The 22067-nt window shown below is 54.1% G+C and carries 22 protein-coding genes and 1 riboswitch; of the genes, 4 read left to right on the top strand and 18 right to left on the bottom strand.

Going from position 1 to position 22067, the window contains the following annotated elements:
- Positions 1-3 precede the first annotated feature (3 nt).
- On the bottom strand, positions 4-912 hold the full coding sequence (locus G461_RS0116950) for a LysR family transcriptional regulator (RefSeq protein ID WP_026972734.1): 909 nt from the start codon (positions 910-912) through the stop codon (positions 4-6).
- A gap of 161 nt (positions 913-1073) precedes the next feature.
- On the opposite strand from G461_RS0116950, the gene G461_RS0116945 reads away from it, so the two are divergent.
- Together G461_RS0116945 and G461_RS0116940 are read left to right on the top strand one after the other, a co-directional pair.
- Positions 1074-1847 carry a hypothetical protein gene (locus tag G461_RS0116945; protein WP_026972733.1) on the top strand — a complete coding sequence of 258 codons (774 nt, stop codon included), beginning with the start codon at positions 1074-1076 and terminating at the stop codon, positions 1845-1847.
- Positions 1848-1866: 19 nt separating this feature from the next.
- Entirely contained in the window at positions 1867-2964 is a 1098-nt protein-coding gene (locus G461_RS0116940) for a DUF1254 domain-containing protein (protein ID WP_026972732.1), read from the top strand.
- 84 nt (positions 2965-3048) lie between these two features.
- Here the strand turns inward: G461_RS0116940 and G461_RS0116935 are convergent, their stop codons facing one another.
- The 4 genes from G461_RS0116935 to rdgC all read right to left on the bottom strand — a co-directional run bounded on the left by G461_RS0116935 (position 3049) and on the right by rdgC (position 6128).
- The gene (locus G461_RS0116935) at positions 3049-3306 is read right to left on the bottom strand and encodes a hypothetical protein (RefSeq protein WP_051333638.1); all 258 of its coding nucleotides are present in this window, start codon (positions 3304-3306) and stop codon (positions 3049-3051) included.
- A gap of 92 nt (positions 3307-3398) precedes the next feature.
- Positions 3399-3671, bottom strand: coding sequence for a YfhL family 4Fe-4S dicluster ferredoxin (locus G461_RS0116930; protein WP_026972730.1), 273 nt, complete (start codon positions 3669-3671; stop codon positions 3399-3401).
- Between the two features lies 1 nt (position 3672).
- The gene (trhP, locus tag G461_RS0116925; RefSeq protein ID WP_026972729.1) at positions 3673-5031 is read right to left on the bottom strand and encodes a prephenate-dependent tRNA uridine(34) hydroxylase TrhP; all 1359 of its coding nucleotides are present in this window, start codon (positions 5029-5031) and stop codon (positions 3673-3675) included.
- 188 nt (positions 5032-5219) lie between these two features.
- Positions 5220-6128 carry a recombination-associated protein RdgC gene (rdgC, locus tag G461_RS0116920; protein ID WP_026972728.1) on the bottom strand — a complete coding sequence of 303 codons (909 nt, stop codon included), beginning with the start codon at positions 6126-6128 and terminating at the stop codon, positions 5220-5222.
- Between the two features lie 207 nt (positions 6129-6335).
- On the opposite strand from rdgC, the gene G461_RS0116915 reads away from it, so the two are divergent.
- The gene (locus tag G461_RS0116915) at positions 6336-6803 is read left to right on the top strand and encodes a GNAT family N-acetyltransferase (protein ID WP_051333637.1); all 468 of its coding nucleotides are present in this window, start codon (positions 6336-6338) and stop codon (positions 6801-6803) included.
- Between the two features lie 191 nt (positions 6804-6994).
- Positions 6995-8107: a TolB-like translocation protein gene (locus tag G461_RS0116910; protein WP_157360351.1), complete on the top strand. Its 1113-nt coding sequence runs from the start codon at positions 6995-6997 to the stop codon at positions 8105-8107.
- Between the two features lie 106 nt (positions 8108-8213).
- Here the strand turns inward: G461_RS0116910 and G461_RS25975 are convergent, their stop codons facing one another.
- The 13 genes from G461_RS25975 to G461_RS0116835 all read right to left on the bottom strand — a co-directional run bounded on the left by G461_RS25975 (position 8214) and on the right by G461_RS0116835 (position 21852).
- On the bottom strand, positions 8214-10715 hold the full coding sequence (locus tag G461_RS25975; protein WP_084429323.1) for a glycoside hydrolase family 6 protein: 2502 nt from the start codon (positions 10713-10715) through the stop codon (positions 8214-8216).
- Between the two features lie 648 nt (positions 10716-11363).
- Positions 11364-11972: a xanthine phosphoribosyltransferase gene (locus G461_RS0116900; protein WP_051333636.1), complete on the bottom strand. Its 609-nt coding sequence runs from the start codon at positions 11970-11972 to the stop codon at positions 11364-11366.
- A 21-nt stretch (positions 11973-11993) separates the two neighbouring features.
- Complete coding sequence (locus G461_RS0116895) at positions 11994-13367, bottom strand: NCS2 family permease (RefSeq protein WP_026972724.1); 1374 nt, start codon at positions 13365-13367, stop codon at positions 11994-11996.
- A 95-nt stretch (positions 13368-13462) separates the two neighbouring features.
- Positions 13463-13562, bottom strand: a riboswitch (purine riboswitch).
- 129 nt (positions 13563-13691) lie between these two features.
- The gene (locus G461_RS0116885; protein WP_026972723.1) at positions 13692-15089 is read right to left on the bottom strand and encodes a hypothetical protein; all 1398 of its coding nucleotides are present in this window, start codon (positions 15087-15089) and stop codon (positions 13692-13694) included.
- 30 nt (positions 15090-15119) lie between these two features.
- Positions 15120-15464 carry a ssr3402 family protein gene (locus G461_RS24560; protein WP_051333635.1) on the bottom strand — a complete coding sequence of 115 codons (345 nt, stop codon included), beginning with the start codon at positions 15462-15464 and terminating at the stop codon, positions 15120-15122.
- Positions 15461-16000, bottom strand: a complete 540-nt coding sequence (locus tag G461_RS0116875; protein ID WP_035480482.1) for a lipocalin family protein — start codon at positions 15998-16000, stop codon at positions 15461-15463. Before G461_RS0116875 ends, G461_RS24560 begins: the two co-directional genes overlap by 4 nt.
- Positions 16001-16055: 55 nt before the next feature.
- Positions 16056-16991: a hypothetical protein gene (locus G461_RS25615; RefSeq protein WP_051333634.1), complete on the bottom strand. Its 936-nt coding sequence runs from the start codon at positions 16989-16991 to the stop codon at positions 16056-16058.
- Between the two features lie 92 nt (positions 16992-17083).
- Positions 17084-17479 carry a VOC family protein gene (locus G461_RS0116865; protein WP_026972721.1) on the bottom strand — a complete coding sequence of 132 codons (396 nt, stop codon included), beginning with the start codon at positions 17477-17479 and terminating at the stop codon, positions 17084-17086.
- 98 nt (positions 17480-17577) lie between these two features.
- Complete coding sequence (locus G461_RS0116860) at positions 17578-18357, bottom strand: helix-turn-helix domain-containing protein (protein ID WP_245587187.1); 780 nt, start codon at positions 18355-18357, stop codon at positions 17578-17580.
- Complete coding sequence (locus tag G461_RS0116855; protein WP_026972719.1) at positions 18335-18796, bottom strand: carboxymuconolactone decarboxylase family protein; 462 nt, start codon at positions 18794-18796, stop codon at positions 18335-18337. Before G461_RS0116855 ends, G461_RS0116860 begins: the two co-directional genes overlap by 23 nt.
- A gap of 101 nt (positions 18797-18897) precedes the next feature.
- Complete coding sequence (locus G461_RS0116850) at positions 18898-19212, bottom strand: hypothetical protein (RefSeq protein WP_026972718.1); 315 nt, start codon at positions 19210-19212, stop codon at positions 18898-18900.
- Between the two features lie 420 nt (positions 19213-19632).
- Entirely contained in the window at positions 19633-20001 is a 369-nt protein-coding gene (locus G461_RS0116840) for a bL32 family ribosomal protein (RefSeq protein WP_026972716.1), read from the bottom strand.
- A gap of 252 nt (positions 20002-20253) precedes the next feature.
- Positions 20254-21852, bottom strand: a complete 1599-nt coding sequence (locus G461_RS0116835; RefSeq protein ID WP_026972715.1) for a BCCT family transporter — start codon at positions 21850-21852, stop codon at positions 20254-20256.
- Positions 21853-22067 lie beyond the last annotated feature (215 nt).

The raw sequence follows: 22067 nt of genomic DNA, 5'->3' as shown, positions 1-22067 counted from the left end.
CTGTTAGCTTTCCTCTTCAAACAGCGCTCTCACCTCTGATATCAGCCACTTAACCAAGGCATTGTCTTGGGTTTGATAGGGGTAGTAGGCGTAGATATCCATGTTTTGCTCTGGCAAGTGCTCACCGGGGGGCAGCGCTACGATGTCATCGGGAAGCGATTGTAGGCTGATGGCGGTGGGGAAGATGGCATCGCTGCTGCGCAGTGCGGCAAAGTTAACCTCTGGCGAGTCGGATTTGAGCAGTACCTCGGGCACCAAGCCTGCTTTAATAAAGGTCTCTTCGGCGGTTTCGTGGCGGGTGCGCCAATCTGGGGTGCGGATCAGCACCAGAGGGTAACGGGCCAGCGTTGTGACATCGTAGTGTTTCAGCTTAGTAATAGGGTGGCCCTTACGCACACACAGGATGTAGTGGTTCTGCGGCATCCGCTGCTGTTTGATCTGCTTGGAATAGCTCTCTGGCCCATAGTCCAAGGCGAGGTGGATCTGCCGGGAGAGTAGGGCTGTCTCGACTTGCCAGGTCCAGTCCATGATCTCGAAACGGGCATTGGGCGCCTTATGGCGTAAGCGCGCATAGAGCCGCGCCCCCAGCGCGCCCGATAGTGCGTTACTCAGGCTAATGGCGATCTTTCCCTGATAGCTGGCCGCGGCAAACTCACTGCCCGGATTAAACAGCGCATCGATCTGCTCCACCACATCTGGCAGCGCTTGGGTAATCTCCAAACAGCGCTCGGTTGGGCTTAGCCCATAACGTTCTCGGACAAATAGCGGGTCGTCAAAGGCCTCGCGCAGCCGCGCCAGCGCATGACTCACCGCCGATTGGCTAAGGTGCAAGCGCTCGGCAGCTTGTTTGGTGTTTTGTGTATCAACCAATACCCGCAGCACTTTCAGAAGGTTGTAATCGAAGTTCTTCATTGCGGTCTCACTGGCTGTTTGCTCGCTAGTCTTTAGCGCTGCAACGCTGAAAGCATAGATATTAATACAGATAATATCTTAAAGCCATCTATACCATTTCTTGAGATAACTTAACTGCTCTAAGATGCCTTCATCAACTTACACAACATGGTTGCTCAACGATGAAAGCACTCTTCTCTGTCCCTCTATCACTGGTTTTGGCGAGCCTGCCGGCAATGGCTGCGGCGCAGACAAACAGCGATGTTGAGGATATGTCTGACCCGCTATCGGTGTACACCCAGGTGGGTGCTGGCTACACCGACAAAGGATTGAACCTCAAGATGGGGCAAACCTTCGATACCGGCAAAGACACCACCATGGGCATGCATGTGCTGGAGCTCAAAGGTGCGCTTGGCGACAGCTTAGGGTTCAGAAATTACGCTACCGATAGCATCGACAGTGTTCGCCTGCGTCGCTTCGGTGTTGACCTCACCAATGGTCGAGGCTCGCAAATCGATTTCAATTACAGCTTTGCCGCCGAAACTGGCTCACTCTCCTACAGCTTTATTCAAGCGCTACCTGCTATGGGCCGCTTACAACTCTACCCACTGGCCGGTGTTGGGGCGGCCTTTGCCAACAACGCCATGGGCGACGATGGCACGCCTGTGAGCGGCTACTCGGTACCGGGCACCTTTGCAGTGGTGGGAAGCTATAGCAAGTTCACCATTAGCGACAAGGTGTGGCTGAACTACAACCCAATGTATATGCAGACCTTATCGGGCTCTGACAACTACAAAAATCACGCCTATCTGGGGCATGACAGCATGCTGGCCCATGAGTTTGCCGCGTCTTACCAGATCAATCCGCGCCTCAATGTGCGCTACTTCGCTCAATGGAATCAGCGAGTCAGCTTTAAAGACGGAACCCACATCATCGAATTTAACTACCAACTTTAAATATAAAGAGGTAACGAACATGAAAAAAACACTACTCGCGTTGACCATCGCTTCACTGTCTGCAACCAGCTTAGCCGACACAATGCCATCTACACAGCAAGTGATTACGGACATCGATTCCTCGTCTTGGGCGGTTGACCCCATGGACTACGGCATGAGCGCCATGGAGTACCAGCAAAAAGAGGCCGACTTGTTTGCGCTAAACATGCTCAATCGCGCCGATGTAAACGAGTTTATTCACTTTCCCGGCTTGTCCAAAGCCGCCGATAACTGGGTGGTGACGCCGAATCTGGACACCGTATATTCATTGGCGATCATCGATACCCGCGAAGGTTTTAGCATCGAAGTGCCTGAGATGGGAGAGCGCTTTGTCTCCTTGCACATCCAGGACTATAACCACACCTTTGTGGAGTACACTTGGGAGCCGGGCGTGTACGAGTACCAAGCCGGTGACATCGAGACCGATTATGTGTTTGTCGGCATTCGTACCGGCACCGACGCCACGGCGGAAGATATCGCCTATATCCGCGATGTGCTGCAGCCGCAGATGAAGATCAGCTCAAACTCGGCCGTGCCATACCCGCAAGGCACTCAAGAGGCGGACGTGCTGGAACTGCGCAATGCCTTGCTGGAGCAGTGGGGCGAGTTGCCAGATATGTATGACTCGGTGCAGTTTGATATCAATGAGGTATCGGATTGGGAAAAGTGGACCTACACCGTTGCCGGTTCGTGGGGGCTGAGCCCAGAATCCACCGCCATGTACGCCTCTTGGGCACCGGCTGACACCAAGGCCGATCAGTGTTACATCGCGACGTTTGATGATATTCCTGCAGAGGCCTTTGGCTCGTTGACCATGTACAACGCGCAGAACTATCTGATGACCGATGAGCACAACATCGTCAGTACCATTCGTCCCGATTTTAAACAGCATGATGACGGTAGCTTCACCATCATCTTCGGTGATGAGCTATGTCAGGCAGAGGCTGAGAAGCAGGGTGTGAACTTTGCGCGTACCCCAGTCGATGGATGGCGCGCCCAGATCCGCGCCTACCGCCCAGATGTGGAAGCGATGAAGCAGTATCAACTGCCGGAGCTTCGCGAGTTGAGTGTGAACTAAGGCCTAGCTGAAAAAAAGCGTATCCCATGGGATACGCTTTTTTGCTTGTAGGTGCCGCTAATTTGCTGACGGAGCTTAGTCTGGCTACTTAACTCGAACCAGTCGGTGGCTGATATCCGCAAACTCCACCACCACAACCTGTGAGCGGCGCATGGCATCGACCTTGTCCAGCTCCGCTTGCCCATAGCCCTTTCTGCGCATCCACTGCAGTGGTGCGTCGAAGTCATCTTCGTTCACCACATAGGCGCTGCCCTTATGTGGACCGGAAAACTCATCCACCACCCAGATACGAGATTGGAACTCCACTGCATTGGCGATAAAGGCCTTTAAGGACTTAAACATGCTAGTAAACCTCATTGCTAGCGAATCAAAAAAGCGAGCAGGTCGCTCGCTTCTTCAAAAGGGTATTTACACTTAACGCGAAGCCCGCAGCCCTAAGGTGCGCTTTTCGAAATCAGCAAATCGCCGTGTAGCGCAACGAACTTATCGTACAGTTGCTCCTCTGTCTCGACATGCTCAGGGTCAACCGCAATCACATCGATAGGGCATACTGCGATACAGGTAGGGGTATCGTAGTGGCCCTTACACTCGGTGCAACGCGCCGGGTCGATCACGGTGATAATGCCGTCGTAGCTGATTGCCTGATTAGGGCACTCTGGCTCGCACATATCGCAGTTGATGCATTTTTTACTGATCTTGAGTGCCATGTTACACCGCAGCTTTGTGTGGGTTGCGGGTGTCTTGGCCTTGCTTGAGGTTGCGCATAATCAGGGCGTAGTCCAGGTCGACATTCTCTGGCAGAGGAATGTACACAGTATGGCCGCTGCCTTTGGCGTCGTCGATCAGCTCGCCTTTTTTGTTTTCCATGTGCTCGATGTTCATGGTGAGGTTACCTTGCGGGGTCATCACCTCAATGCTGTCGCCTTGCACGAACTTGTTCTTCACGGTGATTTCCGCCAGGCCTTGGGCGTTGCGGCCAGTCACTTCGCCGACAAACTGCTGATTCTCACTCACCGAGTAGCCATAGTCGTAGTTTTGGTACTCATCGTGGGTGTGACGCCGCAGGAAGCCTTCGGTATAACCGCGGTGGGCCAGGCTCTCAAGCGTGCGCATCAGGTTAGGGTCGAAGGGCTTACCAGCGACTGCGTCGTTAATCGCTTGGCGATACACCTGAGCGGTACGGGCACAGTAGTAGAACGACTTGGTACGGCCTTCAATCTTCAGCGAGTGTACGCCCATCTTGGTTAGGCGCTCTACGTGCTGGATGGCGCGCAGGTCTTTCGAGTTCATGATGTAGGTGCCATGCTCGTCTTCAAAGGCCGGCATGTACTCGCCGGGGCGGCCTTGCTCTTGCAGCAGAAACACTTCGTCGGTTGGCTTGCCTTCACCCAAGGTTGGGGTGATGATCTGCGGCTCTTTGGCGATGATCTGGCCGTGCTCGTCTTGAATCGCATCATGGGCGTTGTACTGCCAGCGACAAGCGTTGGTGCAGGTGCCTTGGTTCGGGTCACGCTTGTTGATGTAGCCCGAGAGCAGGCAGCGGCCCGAGTAGGCCATACACAGTGCACCGTGTACGAAGACTTCGATCTCCATCTCTGGCACTTGCATGCGGATCTCTTCGATCTCATCCAGCGACAGCTCGCGCGACAGGATCACCCGCTCAACGCCCTGTTGATGCCAGAACTTAACAGTGGCCCAGTTAATGGCGTTGGCCTGTACCGACAGGTGGATGGTTTGATCCGGGAAGGCTTCGCGCACCATCATAATCATGCCCGGGTCGGACATAATCAGGGCGTCGGGCTTCATTGCAATCACCGGCTCGATATCGCGCAGATAGGTTTTCAGCTTGGCGTTATGCGGTGAGATATTGCTCACTACGTACAGCTTCTTATTCTGCTCGTGGGCTTCGTTAATCGCCAGTTCAAGGTTTTCGTGGTTGAACTCGTTGTTGCGTACGCGCAGCGAGTAACGGGGTTGGCCAGCGTATACCGCGTCGGCGCCATAGGCAAAGGCGTAACGCATGTTCTTAAGGGTGCCGGCAGGTGACAGCAATTCAGGTGTAAACATCTTAGCTCCGGGTCTAGTCGAATCTAATGAAGTGGAAAAGCTCGCGCAGCGCCTAGCGCCTGGCAAGCCAGAGAAATTTGGCGGGCAATTCTACTGGAATGTGCCGTCTGTAGCAATTGAATAAAAAATGACCAGCCTGACTGGTCGTTTTTAGTGCTAATGCTTAGCAAGTAGCGAACAGTTAGCGATTAATCGCGCACTTCACCGCCCATGGCGGCAATCAGGTCTGGGATCAGCTTGGTGAGCTCACCGCTGGCCAGCGCGAAGTCAGCGTCGAAGCGCGCAGCGAAGTCTTCTTTGCTGATGTCTTCGTTTTGCTCGGTCAGGGTATCGGTGAACTTGATGCTCTTAATTGCCAGGTCTTCATCGACCACAAAGTTCACTGACTCGGCCCAGCATAGCTCCAGCTTGGTCACGAACTTGTCGGCATCCAGGTGGGCTTTGATTTCGTCGCTAAACAGGTCCTGCTCTTTACAACGAATAATACCGCCGCCTTCCAAAGCGCTGCGCAGCTCGGCTTGCTCGCCCAGCTCGAAGCCGGCCGGAATGCTCTTCTCGTTCAGCCAATCGGTCATGGTGACATCGGCTTGGTTGGCCAACTTAACCGGAGTGGCTGGCAGGCTGCCCAAGGCTTTACGTAGCAGTGACAGCACATCTTCAGCTTTCTTGGCGCTGCTGGCGTCAACCGCCACAAAGTCGTGCTCGGTGTTGATCCAGGCATAGGTTAGGTTTGAGCGAGTGAAGGCACGCGGTAGCAGCGTTTGTACGATCTCGTCTTTGAGGGCGTCTTTTTCGGCTTTTTTCAGTGGGCGGGCTTGCTCTTGCTCAATCTGCTCCACTTTCTCCGCCAGGCTCTCGCGGATAACCGTAGCGGGCAGCATCTTCTCTTCTTTTTTCGCGCAGATCAGGATGTCTTTGCCTGCCACGTGGATCAGGCTCTGGCCCAGTTTACCCATGGGTTTTACCCAGCCAAACTTGCTCAGATCTTGGCTGCCACAGGGGCTAAAGACCAGATCATCAAGGGCTTTCTCAAGTTCGGTTTCGGATACCTCAAGCGGCTTGCTTAAGCGGAAAAGTCGTAGATTTTTAAACCACATGGAGACACTTCTCGTTGAATTTGGCAGGCCATTCTAGCAAACGCAGTCAGCTTGTCAGCTGTGATTTTCCCATTATTACTGTTGGGGTATTTTTTAGTTTGTGAGCCACCTCCAAAGCGGGCGGAGAAAACTCGATCTCACTCACGTCGGATTTTTGTAGCGGCAACTATATCTTTGCTCTAAGTAAAAAATAGGCGGCAACATCACGTGGTTGAACTGGTGTGTAATGGGGTGAAGTTAGTGCTTCGCCCGGCAGTATTAAATGACGATGACGAAGCGATAGCCGACATCTGGCTGTCGGCCAGCATCCGTGCCTTAGAGTTTCTGCCAGTCGAGTTTTGGTGGCATCGTTTAGAGGGCTTAAGCCGTATGCTCAAGACCCGCGCCGAAGTCTGGGTTGCCGAAGTGCACGGTAAGGTGTGTGGCTTTATGGCATTGGCGGGCGAACAGCTACTGGGCATCTTTGTTGACCCGGACTGGCAGGGGCGGGGAGTCGGCTCGCAGCTGCTATTCCAAGCCAAACTGCTGCGGCCACGCTTGCAACTGGTGCTGTTTGCCGACAGCAACGACGCACTACGCTTTTATCGGCGCCACCATTTCACCACCTACGCCCAGCGTGACGAGCGCTACAGCGGCTACCCTCTGCTTGAGATGAGCTTCGATTCCTGCGCGTGACTGCCCTTGTGCTATCACCGCTAATCAATCAGTGACCCTTTTGCCGATGAAAGGGTTTCACTCTTCTTAGATAAAACTGTCAACAGCGTTCTTGTGTGAAATTAACTAAGTGATAACGTAGTAAACAGCTTAGGCGGATGGCTTAAGTGGTGTTTTTTGCGATAGACCAAGCAACGCGTTGCGGAGTAATCATGGATAGATTTTCGGCAATATGCAGCTTATGTCTGGTTGTTCCGTTGTTTGGACAAGCAGCCGATAGCGCAGTTATTCACTTTAGTGCCAAGGTCCAAGGCCCGGCCAGTAACATCTACACCGCCGATGCCCAAGGGCGGATAGTGGTGCTCACCAACGGGCGCTACTGGCGCGACCTGCAACCGGCACTCTCCAGCCAAGGGGTGTTGGCCTTTGTCTCCAACCGGCGAGATGACACCCGTATCGAGCTCGAAAAATATACCGAGCACTACCAACTGTTTATCATACGTCCGGAGAGCGAAGCGCCGGTTCAGCTAAGCGCTGATGAGGGTAGTGCCTTCATGCCTGCGTTCTCGCCGCAAGGTGAGCTGCTTGCTTACAAGCAACTTAGTGACGCAGGCGAGACCTTAAAGATGGTTGATATGGCCAGCGGGCAGACGAGTAGCCTTTGGCGCAGCGAGGTGATTAACGGTTATAGCTGGAGCCCGCAGGGAAAGCTGTTGACCATCGCCGCGGTGAGTGACGGACACAGCCGCTTGCTTCGCTACGATGTTGCTACTGAGGCCTCTCATACCTTACTCAGTTACACACTGGAGCCTGCAGATAAGCAGGCCTGCGTGTTTGATGCGCCAAACTGGTCCCCCGACGGGCGCTATCTGGCCTTTATCTGCCAATCGATAAGCCCGCCGCATACCCGACAGTTATGGCTTTATGACCCACAAGAACAGCAAGCGCAGGTGCTCAGCCCCGAATCGCTGTATGTGCAAGGCTCGGTGGATTGGCACCCAGATAGTCAGCAGATGCTGGTAGCTGCACTTCAGGAGTTTTCCTTTAGCTACGATGAGCAGCTTCGCGACAAAGTCTATCAGGGGGATATGGGGATCTTTGCGTTTAGCGTGGCGGGGGAGGCAAAGCGCCTAAGCGATAGCCAAGGTATGCACCGCGAGCCACGCTATTCGCCCGATGGTAATGAGATTGCCTACCTGTATAGCCCAAAGCTGGGTGAAGCCCATGCCTTGGAGCTACGGGTTATCGCCGCTGAAGGGGAAGATGGGGTATCGCGTACTCTGTTCCCAAAGGTGGCTCCCTCATCTACATTGGCTTGGCGTTAAGACGCAAGTACAAAAACAAAAGCCTGACACGCAAGGTGTCAGGCTTTTTCTTTAGTGAGGCTACGCCTTTAGCGAAACTCGGGCTTAGCCTTTAGCAACACTCAACTTAGTCTACTCGCAGATAAATCGAGGTCGCGGCATCCACCCGTTCTACCGTTACAGCAGTCTCACCGCTTAGCGACTTGCTAATAAAGTGGCCAGATGCAGCGAAGCTGCCGCTGCTGGTGCTAATGCTTACGTTAAACGCATCGCCGGTGTTCTCCACATAGAGGTTGCGCGCAATGGCGGGATCAAACTGCACGTGAATAGGTGCTTCACAGCCCAGATCAATCTCATACTTCACGCCGGTTTGGTTAATCACCAAAGGCGCAGAGGGGTCGAGACCTGCGCAGTCATCACGCGGTGGTGGTGGTGGCGGTGGTGGGCCTGCAGAATCGCTCGCTGGTGGGTAAGCGTTCTCGATAAGAACCGCGAACTGCTCGGGGAACCAGCGACCGGCATGGGGTGCGCCTGCCATTGAACCGGTGCCAACCGACGGCTTGTAGCGGTTAGCCGCATTCGGGTCACACATTGGGTCGTGGCGTTTGGCCGGATCGTTCGGGTCGGGGGTAAAGTCCGGATCGGCCACGCCGTCAGACTCGCCCGGTGGTTTGACCCAAACAAAGGCATCGATACCCTCATAAGGCGCTGCCCAAGGTTTAAAGCCCACGCCGCCCGGTTGGTTACACCAGTTGCCGCGATGCTCTCGCTTGTCCACCCGCGATTCATTCACGTAGGTTTCCAGGCTGGTGGAGCTGCTCACTTGGGTCGGGCGATTGGCGCCGCCCCAGCCGTTGCGGGCGGTGTCGATCAGCATACCAATGCCTTCAGGTGCGCCGCGCTCGATCATGGCCAGACGCCAATCCTGTGCGAAGGTCTTCTCATCCAGATAGTTGTTCCACTCATAGAAATCCGAGGAACGGATTGGGTTGCCGCCAAAGCGCAGCTCTGGGTCTGGCAGGAAGGGCTCAACCGTTGGGGTGTAGTTGGAAGTATTGGTCACGAAACCGGCGACACTGTTCCAGCCGGTATCGCTGCTCTCAATCACATCGCCAATCAGCGTGATTGCCTCGGCAAAGTTATCCGACCAACCCAGCCAACCCGAGTGGGCGATATCCAGATAGGCATAGACGTTGTCCAGCTTACCCAGCTCGTTGAGGGTGTGGCGAATACCGTCGCGGTAGCCACCCGGGCCATTGGCCTCGGCGCAGTCAGGCTCGTTGAGGTTGGTCACCAGGTTAGGCAGTGAATCGACCTCGACGATGGCCACGATGCGCAGATTGGCGTATTTCGGATCGGAGATAATCTCCATGATCGGCGCGATATACTCATCTTGGTAGCGCGCAAAGCCATCTTCGCTGATCCGCAGCTCGCCGTTGGAGGCTAGCGCCGCGCAGTCGCGGTTGGGCAGATCGTACACCACAAACATAAACATCCCGGCTTGCTGGGCCAGCGCCTCATCGAGGTGGCCACGTAGGCCGATGCCGTCGGTGATTGCGCCGATGCGGTCCATCCATACCGCAGTGTTGTAGCCGGCAATCAGCTCGCCATTAGGCTCTGCAGCGGCCTTGGCCGACCATAGCGGATCGACGTAGTATTTTACGCCGACGAAAGGATTATCGACTCGCTCTGCGATATCACCCACCAGGATATTTACCACCGAGCTGGCGCTGGCTTCGCCATCGCTCACCGTGAGTGTGGCTTGGTAGCTGCCTTCTGCGGTGTAGGTGTGGCTTGGATAGAGCCCAACGGCGCTATTGCCGTCGCCAAAGTCCCAGCTATAGCTCAGATTTTCTGGGCCATTGTCGGGGTCGTAAGAGCCGGAGCCATCGAAGTTCACCTCGAGCGGGGCTGGGCCCTGCGTTGGGGTGGCGCTCGCCGCTGCAATGGGGGCTTCGTTGCCAATGGCGGTGATGGACACGCTGGCCGAGCCCGCTGCGCCGCCTTCATCAGTCACGGTGACGGTTGCTACAAACGTTCCAGCACCTTGGTAGGTGTGGCTGACCATGTCGCCTTGGCCAAGGTTACCGTCGCCAAAGTCCCAACTAAAGCTGAGCCCGGCGTAGCTACCATCAGGGTCTTCAGAGGCTGTGGCATCAAACATCACGGTAAGCGGCGCATCGCCGGAGATGACATCGGCGCTCACCGCAGCAACTGGTGCTTGGTTGGCTGGCGCACACACATCGCCGCTTACTTCCGGTATCTCGGCGCTAGCTGCGCCTTTGGTACCGGTGAAGCCAAAGCTGACGCTGCCGCCGACCGGAATATTGTCGTTCCAGCCCACGCCACTGGCGCTGTAGGGGTTGCTTCCCGATAGTGAGACGTTCCAGCTGCTGTTGATACGATCAACGCCCTGATAGGCCCAGCTGATGTCCCAGCCATTAATGGCAGTGTCGCCATCGTTGGTAATCACAATTTCGGCGGCGAAGCCGGAGTTCCATTGGTTGGAGATAAGGTACTCGCAGGTCGCTGCCTGGGCCGAGCCGAGTGACATCAACCACAGGCCTCCTCCCACACAAGCGCAGCAAGTACGCCGTAGCGTGCTTAGGTTACGCGTATTACTTTCCATAATTTGCCCTCGTAATATTCCTTTAATTCAGCACACAGCGCGCGCTACCGGTTTTAATCGCAGTGGCGAATGCCTGTGCGATGGGGGAGGCGCGCGTGCTGTGTATTGGTGCTTTTGGGCGTTGCCAGAGCTGAGGGAAGGGCCTTAGTTTGCCGCTGATGGGCAAGTTGTCTTGGTGGCCTTCAACACATGCTCAATACAGCCTTCGGCACCTGTTCGCTCTGCGGGTGTTGATAGCAGTAACAGAAGGGCCTTGGCTGACAGCGCGTTGCTTGACGACCAGATAGAGTCGGCAACAGCCCTCTATCGAAAACCAAGTTAGCGTTGCTTCAAGTAATTACTGATATAAAGCTCACTGTCTATGTAAGAAGAACCAAACAGATAGCTGCTATTGATAAAACAATTAATTCATGGAAGGAAAAAATGAAACTTTCACTGGCTGTTTCCTGTAGCGGAAAAAACCTGTGATCTTAGGCAGGCTGGTGCTATCTGTTGTGACGGAGGGGGAAGTGTTCTAGTAGCCAAGTATTTGTCTAAAGATATGTAAAAGTATCTAAAGGTAGAGAACGGCAGGCTACTAGGACTAAGCAACCAAATGAGAGAAAACTCCCGCCAACGGCAACCACCGTTAGCGGGAAGATAGCGCGACTACAGGCCCTTAAAGCTCACCGCAGGCTCTAGAGAGGCAAGCTGGGCGAGCGATAGTACCGCGATGCCGTTATCTTCGGCAATCTGCGCTCCTTGCTGGAAGCTTTTTTCAATCACAATGCCCAGGCCGGCCAAGGTGACGCCGGCTTGCTGACAGATCTCCTGCATGCCCAGCACGGCTTGGCCGTGGGCCAGGAAGTCGTCGACAAACAGCACCCGCTCACCGGGGCTAAAGTGGCAGCTATCCATGGTAAGGGTGTACTGGGTGTTCTTGGTAAAGCTTTTTACCTCGGTGCTCAGCAGCTCGGCGTTGTCCAAGATGGTGGCGGCTTTTTTGCCCACCACTAAGGGCAGCTCCATCGCCAAGGCCACCAAGGTGGCAATGGCGATACCACCGGCTTCGATGGTGACGATCTTATCGATCTGCTTGTCTCGATAGTGCTCGGCGATGGCCTTGGCACACCAGTTCAGCAGCTGTACGTCGATCTGGCGGCTGATAAAGGCGCTCACATCCAAAGCCGCCGCGCTTTTCACCACACCCTTGTCGAGAATGGCTTGCTCCAGCGGGTTTAGCGCCCGCGTCGCTGTATCTTGTTGTTGGTATTGCATAGCGTTCTTTCTATTACAGCCTTACAGCATAACCAGGTAGCCGATGAAGATCAGCGACAGGCCGTAGATGAGAGGGTGAACCTGCTTGCCCTTACCGGCGGCCAACATGGCGAAGGCGTAGCTAATAAAGCCCATCGCCATACCGTTGGCTGGAGAGAAGCTAAGCACGGTAAACATCACGGTAAAGAAGGCGGCGATGCGCGACTCTTTCTGGTCCCACTTGATCTGGCCCAAGCGGCCAATCATGTAAACGCCCACGGTGATCATCGCGGGTGCCACAATGGCAGTGCTAAACATTGAGAAGATCGGGTAGAGGAACAGCGATACCAGGAACAACGCCGCTACGGTAACCGCAGCCAGGCCAGTCTTGGCGCCTTGGGCCGAGGCAATGCCCGACTCCGAGAAGGCTGTGACCGAGGTGGTGCCCAGTACGGTGCCCACTACGGTGCCGCCTGCATCAGCAATCAGCGCTGAGCGAGCATTCGGCACCTTGCCGTCTTTGTCGATAATGCCCGCGTCGCGGCCTACACCGACGATGGTAGACAGGCCGTCGAAGAAGTCGACGATAAAGAAGATGATCACCACGAACAGCAGATCAAACAGCTTCTCAGCGGTCATATGGCTGAAGTTGAAGATCTGACCGAAGCCTGCTGCCATGCTCGGTGGCGCAGATACCAACTGCTCTGGGAAGGCGGCGTTATTGGTGCCCATAAACAGGTCGGCCAGAACGGTCAGTACCATTGAGCAGATAAAGGCAATAAAGGTGGCCAGCTTGATATCACGCACCATGCAGCCCAGCGCCACAAATAAGCTGATGTAAGCAATCGCCACTTGTGGCTGCAACACATCGCCCATGCTCACCAGAATGAACGGATTGGCGACAATGATGCCGGCGTTTTTCAGGCCAAGGAAGGCGATGAACATACCTAGCGAGGCAGTGATCGCCAGCTTAAGGTCTTCCGGGATCGACTCGATCATGGTCTTGCGGATCTTGGTCATCGAGAAAATCAGGTAAACCACACCAGAGAGGAAGATGCCAAACAGCGCTTCGTGCCATAGCAGGGCAACCGAGCCCGAGAACAGCAGGCCTTTAAAGAAGCCGTTCATGCTCATCCCCGGTGCCAGCATCACCGGATAGTTACCAAACACGCCCATCACAAAGGTGGCGAAGGCGGCTGCCAGCGCCGTTGCGGTGAAGATAGCGCCGCCATCCATACCCGGAATATCACCCAGAATGGCTGGGTTAACTGCCAGGATGTAGCTCATGGCCAGGAAGGTAAGAAAGCCCGCATATAGCTCGGTGCTAATGGTGCTTCGACGTTCACTGATTTTGAAGGTGGCATCCAGTACAGCACGGAAGCCAGTCGGTTTGGACAGTGTGGTTGCAGTAGTCACGGTCAGCCTGATTATCGATAGTTAAAGGGATCACTTGAGCTGGACATCAACGGATGTACATCTACCCCATTAGCATCAGAACGGTGAGATTCAGGCATTAGGCAGGTGAGGACTGTAGTCGCAGGATTCGGTCCCGCGGTAGAAACTTCCGGTCCAGATTACCGGTGATATACAGCTCAAAACTTGGTCGCGGATTATAACCATGTGGTCAAAAACTTCAATAATGTGCGCTCTTATCTGACCAAAGATTGGCAAAGTATTGATGTTGATTCATTTAACCTGATTGAAAGCTCTGCTTAGAGCAGCACTGAAACGGGCTGCTAGCTAGCTCACCGAAGCCCGCATCCGCTGGCTACGCAGATAATCGCGCTCGATAAGCGCCAAGGTCAGCAGGGCGATCACCACCAAGGCCACTCGAAAGCCATAGCTTCCCACACCGTGGATGATCGCCATGCTCAGCGTGACGCCAGTGGGCAGCAGCAGCGATAGCTGGAACAGCAGGCGTGACAGGTGATCACGATACAGCCCGATCCACGGGTAATGAAAGCGCGCATGCTGGGCCATCAGCTTCACTAGGTTGTGGTAGTGCATGGCAAAGTAGAGCTGGATAAACACCAGCACCACCACGCCCCACAGGCCGATGAGTTGGCTATCGATGCTCAGGCCAAATAGGTTAAGCGGTGCATTGTTTTGCTGCTGTTGGGCGAGCAGGTAGCGCTCTAAGTCTGCGTAGCTGGCCGAGGCGAGTAGCTCGGTCACCTGAAACAGCTCGGGGAATAACTCTGCGCTGCTGCGCAGCCCATTTTGATAGCGAGGACTAACTTGCGTGCTTGACTCCAGCTCTGCCAGCAAGGCGTTAATCCAAGCAAATTCATGCACTTCGAACATAAAGGGCAGGTGCAAGGTTAGCGACAGATTGCCGTTGAGCGCATCCGGGTGCTCAACCGGGTAGAGGCTGAGCTTGAGTTTGAGTAGATCGAAACTGCCACTGAAACGCTCGTAGCCGATGGGGTCCTCTTCAAGGATCTGCTGGCTGTTACGGTAATCGGCACGCGAGGCCTTATCTGTGATGATCAGCGCTTGCAGGCTGGCGGTTAGCCGGGTGACTTGGTTTAGATCAAGCTGACTCAGCGTGAGCTCGGCAGGGCGGTTGATCTCGGCGATCTTGCTGCCTTCCACCAGATAACCGGGATCGAAGATTGGATTGCGCAGTATCTTATCAACCAGCAGAAAACGGTCCACATATTCGCGCTGCTCAGCCAAGATTTGGCCTTGGTGATACATCCAGTGCCCTGCATTGGGGTAGGCTTTCTTGCCATCATATAGCAGTAGCGAGTGGCGCTCAAACCAGTGAAAGTATTCTGGCAGTTCAGTCTCGTAGTTGGGGTCATCCAAATACTCGTAGGCGTAGAAGTGGAAATGCTCGAACTGGTTGGGCAGGTCGAGGGCTTCGAGGTATTCGTAAAGCGTTTCTTCAACAAGCTCAGCAAGGCTCACGGTCGTTGCGGTATCGGAAGGCGGAGCGTCACTGGTGGGCAGGGCTTCAGTCAGGCTCTCGGCGGTGAGCTGTTCGCTTAAGCGGTTGATATCGCGCAGTTGCATCAGCGCGGTTTCATACAGTGAGCTGCTGCTACTGAGTCCAAGTAGGATCGCGCCAGCGGTCAGCACCATGGCAAAGTGAATACTGCGTAAGTGTTGGGTGAAGTCTTTGAGCTCGTCCATGGGCTCGCCGCTATTGTTGGGCTGGACTACTTAGTGTAGCTGGCTCTGCGTAGCTCTTTGACTTGAACAGCTATCGGCTTTAAACACCAATGGCGCCGCTGGGCCTGCCCAGCCGGGTGGGGTGATGCGGGCTTCGCGCATAAACTCAATCCGGCAGGTGTCATCGTAGTGAATTACATACTCGCGCATATCGATGCTATCGAGGCGAGCGGCCACCTCAGGGTGCTCATGCATATAGTCGAGCATGGCGTCTAAGTCGCGCAGATTTTGATAGTTGGGCGCAAGTGCTGCCGCGCTGTAGCCACTGGTAAACAGTAGAGCCGTGGCAAGCAGTGTCGTTACCAGCAGCATGCCAGATAGCGTTGCTCGGCTCATTGGCTCTCTCCATGCTCGACCAGGATTAGCTGCGAGGTATCAAAGCCCTTATCTCGCGCCATCGTGGTGAAACGCTCAATTAGCGCCGGGTCAACATTGGGCGTGCGCGCTAGTAGCCACAGGTAGTCGGTATCTGGCCCGGAGACAAAGGCGTATTGGTAGTCCTCTTTATCAAGCTCAAACACCACATACGAGCCATAAAACGGCCCAAAGAACGACACCTTCAAATAGCCGGTTTGACTGTCTTGCACAAAATAGGCTTTGCCCTCGGCCTCCTTCCACTCGCCTTTCTCTGCCGAGTAGCCCCGGTTAATCACCCGCACGCCGCCGTCATCGCGCAGACTGTACTCGGCGCTCACCTGGCTAAGGCCGCGCTCAAAGGAGTGGTCGAGGCGGGCAATCTCGTACCAAGTACCGAGGTAGTTATCTAGCTCGAAGTCTTTAACTGGCTTGACCGAGTCGGGCATACCAAGGCAGGCCGTTAGGCTAAAGAGGCTTGCTAGCACTAGCAGCTTAGTTCTTAGAAATCCTTTCATTGTGCGCTCCTCGGGTTATTGCGCTAGCGACGCCGGTGCTGATTGCGACGCTCGGTTAAAGACTATGTACTGCTGAAGTTTCTTTGCTGATAGAGAGCAGCCAAGTTTGCACAACACGGCTAGCGCTATCGCCTTGGCTGTTATCAATGCTCGCTTCAATGTACTGGCCTTTGCGTTCTAGGTGATGCCAATGGGTGCTGCCTAACTCCTCACTAGGGGGGAGTAGTGGCTTGCTGAGCTGCTCATTTAGCTCTTTGTCGACAATACGCAGCACACCACTATCGAAGAACACACATGCGCCATCAGGCAGCACTACAGGCGCTGACTGCCTTTGTTGATTAAGCGCTACGCCTCGCTCTATCTCACCGTTTGGCAGTAGCCTGACTAAATGAGGAGTGTCGTCACTGTTGTGACGCTCTTCCAGCAGCCGGATATCATCGTTGCCGGTCACGATGTAGTCGCCATAGCTAGGCCATTCACAGACCACCTCGCCGTCACGATTGAACAAGCGGGAGTCATACCAGTTGTAGCCTGAGCGGCCAGTGATAAAGCATCCGCCACCGAGTGCTGCTGCGCTCTGGCCCATCATTTCAGCGATGATTGAGCCATCTTTCATATCCAATATAAACATGGGGCCGGTGGTGCCCCAGGCGGAATCGTAGTATCTGCTGCATGTTGCTACTAGCAGACGGTCGTCGGAGATCCATACCTTAAAAGGGCGCGCCTCGTTCTCTTTGGGCTGTTCGTGAGGCTTACGCCAAGCGCGGCGGTAGCTAAACTCCGACATCAAGTCTTGAGTGAAGTACAAGGGGCGTTGCCACACGACTTGGCCATCCAGTTGCTGCAAGTAGAATGCATCATCTGAGATTATAAGTTGGTGGCTACTGGTTTCAGCCAGGATTTCGGGCCGTTGCGAGGTGCTTACTGGCTCAAAGCGGCTTGGCTTTCCGCCGCTTACGCTATGCTCGATAATTTCACATCTATAGGCCATACCGCTATCCAAGCCTTACTGCAGGAACGTTGTCTAAACAGTAACTTAACTAGCGGAGAAGGTCACTCTTCGGGCATACCCAAATGTGATGCTTAACTGCTGATAAACTGTGCAAACTCCGCACTAGGTTCGCGGTCGGAGTAGATATATACCGTGTTGCCGATGGGGTCGACGACCGAAAAACCGCGATCGCCCCAAGGGTGGTCTTCCAGCGGCATGGCGATGGCGAGGCCCGCGCTAGTCAAGCGCGCATGTTCTGCATCCACATCTGCCACCTTAAAATTGAGCATAACACCGGCGCCGGCAAATTCTGGCATCTCTCCTTGCGGCTCGATAAAGCTCAGCTCCGGGCCGGTTTGATTGATACTGACCGTGACATACCAGCCACAGTCAAATACCGCCTTGGCCGAAAAGAACTGAATATAAAAGTCGCGACAAGCGGTGACTTGCTTAGTGCAAAAGCAGGTAGAGAGCTGTTGAGTTTGCATGATTCGTCCTTGGATTGCTGGCATCTGCCGATACTGACAAATTACCAAAGAGCAGCTTCGGTGATATTGATTTCGCTTCGGTCAGCCCAAAACAGGCCCTAGAGCTTGCCGGGAGTAGTATCGGCGATGGCGCGAAACTCGCGGGTCATATGTGCTTGATCGCTAAAGCCGAACTGGGCGGCCACATCGGCCAAGTTGGCGTGCTTGTGCTCACGCAAGTAAAGCGCCGCTTTTTTAATGCGCATAATCCGCTGGTAGTGCTTGGGGGTCATCTCCAGCCAGGCTTTAAACACTCGCTCGAGTTGCCGCTGGCTGAGTGGCTGGTTAGCGCTCAACTGGCCGGGGGACATATCGCTCTCAAGGCCGCGCAGCGCAACCGCCAAGTAATCTGGCAGTACCTCGCCAATACTAAATTGCGCTTGTGCCCAAGACTCGAGGATGCGTAGGTGCTTAGCTGTGTCGCGTGTTTGCTGCAGCTCGGTGAGTACCTCCAGCAGTGCAAAACGCTGTGCTTGTTCGGGCGAGATCAGGCTTGGCGTAGCGACGTGTTGACCCAACACCCCAAAGGAGATGGCTGGATGGAAACGAATGCCGGCAATACACGAGCCCGAGGCCAGCTCGATATGCTCAGCGCGTTTGTTCACCGGTAGTACAACCACGCCTTGGGGCAGGGGAGCGCCATTGACGCTCACCTCGCCAGATAGATTAAACACAATGCCTGAGCCTGCGTCGGAATACAGCGATTTAGCCACCGGCTCGGTTTGCGTCACCATCGCCGACCAAATCCCTTGCACCACCGCGCCTAGCTGACCCGAAGGTTGGGCCAGCTGAAAGTGGAAACCCGGCTCTGCTGCGTTATTGCTTTTGATAGCTGCCAACCTCCGGTTTAAATGTTTTGGCAATGCGATTCCAGCTGTTGATGGCATTGATTGCGATGGTTAGATCTACCACTGCTTGCTCGCCCACGGACTGCACCATTCGCTGGTAGCGTTGATCATCAACCGCTAAGCCGCCACTAATGTGCTCGGCCCAGTCTAAGGCAACCCGCTCTGTGGCTGAGTATAGCGGCATATCTCGCCAGGCACTGAGGCCAACAATACGCTCTGTTGTCTCACCTTGCTCAAGGGCATCGTTGCTGTGCATATCGATACAAAAGGCGCATTGATTAAGCTGCGATACCCGCAGTTTAACCAGCTCCCAGGTAGTGAGATTGACCATCTCGGACGCGCTAAACTGCTCGCGTAAGTAGGCCTCCTGCGCCACCAGTATGTGCATTGCTTTGGGCGCTAAGGCCATGTAGTTGCTGCGCATTGTCATCGCTTATCTCCTTGTGGTTTAGGCTGTGAACGGAGATAAGCTAGCGCGCTAAGACTGGCAGGTATTGAAGAAATTCGACACGCTGGTGTAGCGCTAGTGCTTTATTGCTGGCTGACAAACAGCTGGATGGTCAAAGCTTGGGGTTCACTTTCGAAGGTATGCGCTGCGACATCGCGAGCAATGCTTTCTAGCTGGCTGATGTGATAGCTCTGCACGTCTTTGGCATTGAGCCCCAAGGTTACGTGTTCTAGCACGCCATTGGTTATCTGAAAGCCCAATTGCGAATCGAGCCCGTAGTGTTGCTGCACATACTCTTGGCCTTGATTCTGTTGCTCGAGCAGCCCCTGAACACTGGATACGGTATCACAGGCGGTTAATAGCAAAGCCAGAGTAATGGTGCTTATCAGTTTGTGCATCGTAGTCTCTCTTGTTGAGAAAATAGGAGTGAGTAACAACAAGGTCATTGACCTTATTCGACCACTTTTCGTTGGTGCATTGTTCTACGTTGGAACGTCAGCAAAGCCAGTAAAGGTACCCAACTCAGTAGTGCTTGAGCTATACCACTAAGCATGTAGTGGGTTTTACTAGTGTAACGCCACCCAGATTCGGTGCCCCATGGGTAATTCGCGAGTTTCTCTGAGCTTGCGAATAAGCCCACATAGATACCTTCACCGCCCAGTATCAAGGAGAAAATAACCCCAATGAAAACAAGCAGAAATTTCAATTTGAGCAGCATACCTTTGCTCTTCAAAGACATCAGTCACCAGCGCCAAATAGTCTGAAAAGGTCTAACGTCAGTATCCATCCCAGTACCTGGTCGCAATTGATCATTACTCTTACCCTGCAAACGGGCTAGTCGAGCTTAAGCTTGCTCCACACCAATAGCAGCAAGCGCGATGGGTTTTAGATTGATGACCACATTCCGGGCACTTTTGAATAACCGGCTTGGTGATTTTGCCATCCTTTACGCCATCTCTTAAGTCTATGTGCTCCATTCGTTTCAACAGATCCGCTTCGCTAAGACCGAGTTGCTCGGAGAGCAGTTCCCACATCGCCTGATTCGCTAGTGAAAGCGTGTCAAGACGATCTTGCAGATAGGTGAGGTCTTGGCTGTTACTGTTGGTACGCACCGAGTTGTGTGAAGACTTGATTGCGTTTTGATCAATTTGGCCAGATTGAAACATGTTCCAGAAAAAAGATGACATAGTTTGCTTACTCCTTAAGCATTTGACTAAGCATATCAATTAGTTGAGTCGTATCAAAGAGAACGGCTTGCGGGGGAAAGGGGACCAAAGCAAACATCAGCGCGGATGGTGTTTAATAGCATTCTACAAACGGGTTGAAGAAAATAGCTGAAACATCGCGGTACTGTTTGTAGAGGGTAGGCTAATAGAGGGGAAAATCTGTATGGAAGTAAGCCGTGACAAGGTGCCACGGCTTTTAGGTAATGCGTTAGCCTATGCTTTCGCGTAGTCCAACTTGGTACTGGCTAGCTCCGTCTTCAGCCCCATTAGCAGGGTGACGCACATCAGCATTAGCACAAAGGTGAACGGCAGGCCGGTTGAGATGGTGCCGGCTTGCAGCGCCTCGATGGTCTCAGTGCCGCCTACCCATAGTAGGGTTGCGGCAATCACGCCTTCGGTGGTCGCCCAAAAGACACGTTGCGGTACCGGTACATCTACCTTACCGCCAGCGGTGATGCTATCGATCACCAGCGACGCTGAATCCGATGAGGTGATAAAGAACACCATAATCAGACACACCGACAGCATCGACAGCAGCGAGCTGAGTGGCAATGCTTCGTAGGTGTAGAACAGCGCTAGGGTGATATCGGTCAGGCCGTGTTGGCCCAGCTCGCCCACCTTGTTAGCGATTTGGTCAATCGCCGCGCCGCCAAAAGCAGACATCCAGAACAGGGTGATAAGGGTCGGGATCACAATCACTGCAATCAGGAACTCGCGAATGGTTCGGCCCTTCGACACGCGCGCAATAAACATGCCCACGCAAGGTGACCACGAAATCCACCATGCCCAGTAGAACACGGTCCAGCCGTGCATCCAGGCCTCGTCTTCGCGCCCGTAAGGGTTGCTCAGCGGAATGGCGTACTCCATGTACGAGCTCCAAGTGGTCGCAATAGAGTCAAAGAAGATGGTAATGCTGGCGATAATTACAAACACCAACAGTGCGAAGGCTGCGCCCAAGTTAATATTGCTCAGCACCTTCACGCCGCCGTGAATACCGCGAACCACCGATACCACCGCCAGTGAGGTCACAAACAGTACGATGCCCAGCTGAACGCCGATGTTCGACTCAAAGCCAAACACATGGCCCAAGCCGCTTGCCGCCTGCTGCGCACCTATCCCCAGCGAGGTCGCCAGACCAAACAAGGTCGCCAGTACCGCCAGAATATCGATGATATGGCCCGCCCAGCCCCAAGTTCTGTCGCCTAGTAGCGGGTAGAACACCGAGCGAATCGACAGCGGTAACCCCTTGTTGTAGGCAAAGAAGGCGATGGAGAGTGCCACAACCGCGTAGATCGCCCAGGCATGGAAGCCCCAGTGGAACATGGTCGCGCCCAGTGCCGCGCGTTTCGCCTCTTCGCTAAACGGCTCTACATTGAGCGGGGTTTCGTACCAGCCAGTAAAGTAGGCGGCAGGCTCTGCCACGCCGTAGAAGATCAGTCCAATACCCATGCCTGCAGCGAACAGCATCGCCAGCCATGAGATATTGGAATACTCTTTTTGTGCGTCGGCGCCGCCAATGCGGATCTTGCCGTAGGGCGAGAGCACCAAGCCAATACAGAAGATGATAAAGACGTTGCCAGCCCACATAAACAGGCCATCAAAGTTGGCAATGATGCTCCATTTGGCACCATCAAGGGCGGCTTTTGCGGTGGAAGAGTCGGCGATTAGCAGCGCTGCGACGAACAGGGCGATAAGCCCAGCGCTAATGCCAAAGACGGGGTTGTGAACGTCGAACCCCCATTTTGTGATGTTATCTTGTCCTACGGTGTAGTCGGTGTTTTCAATACTATATTTGTCAATGCCTTGACTCATGGGTCCTCAAAGTGCCGGTGGCACGTGTAAAATGAGCGCGCATTATAGCATATGGTTATAATTTATCACTTCAGATGCCTGTGTAGGTTATAAGTAAATCCTCACAAAGACCTGAAACCCTATAGTTATTGGGGGGATAGCGGCGCTTTCAGCCAGCACAAAGCGCTAAGATGGAGCTAACAGCCGCTACAAACAAACGCTTAATTGCGCGAATG

The sequence above is a fragment of the Aliagarivorans marinus DSM 23064 genome, from assembly GCF_000429485.1.
In the GTDB taxonomy this organism is placed as follows: Bacteria; Pseudomonadota; Gammaproteobacteria; order Enterobacterales; family Celerinatantimonadaceae; genus Aliagarivorans; species Aliagarivorans marinus.
Note: the sequence above shows the minus strand (reverse complement) of the source record. Positions and strands in the feature narration are given on the sequence as shown.